The organism is Burkholderia sp. Bp9143, from assembly GCF_003853645.1.
Lineage (GTDB): Bacteria > Pseudomonadota > Gammaproteobacteria > Burkholderiales > Burkholderiaceae > Burkholderia.
Genome location: NZ_QTPO01000144.1, coordinates 1 through 1,009, shown reverse-complemented (window position 1 = coordinate 1,009; position 1,009 = coordinate 1). Strand labels below are relative to the sequence as shown.

2 protein-coding genes are annotated in these 1,009 nt (G+C 64.4%); both read left to right on the top strand.

Features of this window, described 5'->3' with window-relative positions; genetic code table 11:
* Positions 1–348, top strand: a 348-nt coding sequence (locus DIE23_RS39030; RefSeq protein ID WP_148093503.1) for an ATP-binding cassette domain-containing protein, incomplete at its 5' end; no start/stop codon positions are given.
* The coding region (locus DIE23_RS39025; protein WP_148093502.1) for an ABC transporter ATP-binding protein at positions 348–1,009 on the top strand (662 nt) is incomplete at its 3' end. The genes DIE23_RS39030 and DIE23_RS39025, both read left to right, overlap by 1 nt.

Sequence of the window (1,009 nt, the reverse complement as noted above, 5' to 3'; positions counted from 1 at the left end):
GGCGTGCTGCAGTACGCGGACTACACGTCGCGCAACCTGTCGTACGGCCACCAGCGTCGTCTCGAGATTGCGCGCGCGCTGGCGACCGACCCGAAGCTGCTCGCGCTCGACGAGCCGGCGGCCGGGATGAACGCGACCGAGAAGGTCGAACTCACGCGCCTGCTCGACAAGATCCGTTCGGACGGCCGCACGATCCTGCTGATCGAGCACGACGTGAAGCTCGTGATGGGATTGTGCAACCGGATGACGGTGCTCGATTACGGCAAGGTGATCGCCGAGGGTCTGCCGCAGGACGTGCAGAAGAATCCGAAGGTGATTGAGGCATATCTCGGCGCAGGGGTGCACTGATGGCAGCGGCAATGTTGAAAATCAAGGGCTTGCAGGTCAACTACGGCGGCATCCAGGCCGTCAAGGGCGTTGACATGGAAGTCCGCCAGGGCGAGCTCGTGACGCTGATCGGCGCGAACGGCGCCGGCAAGACCACGACGATGAAGGCGATCACGGGTCTCAAGCCGTATTCGGCGGGCGACATCGAGTACGACGGCAAGTCGATCAAGGGCGTGCCGTCGCACGAGTTGCTGAAGCGCGGCCTCGCGATGGTGCCGGAAGGCCGCGGGATCTTCGCGCGGATGTCGATCATCGAGAACATGCAGATGGGCGCGTACCTGCGCAACGACAAGGAGCAGATCAAGAAGGACGTCGACCGGATGTTCGGCTTCTTCCCGCGCCTGAAGGAACGTGCGACGCAGCTCGCGGGCACGCTGTCGGGCGGCGAGCAGCAGATGCTGGCGATGTCGCGCGCGATCCTGTCGAAGCCGAAGCTGCTGCTGCTCGACGAGCCGTCGATGGGGCTGTCGCCGATCATGGTCGAGAAGATCTTCGAAGTGGTGCGCGAGATCTCGAAGGAGGGGATCACGGTACTGCTGGTCGAGCAGAACGCGCGCCTCGCGCTGCAGGCGGCCGACCGCGGCTACGTGATGGACTCGGGCACGGTCACGATGGAAGGCGA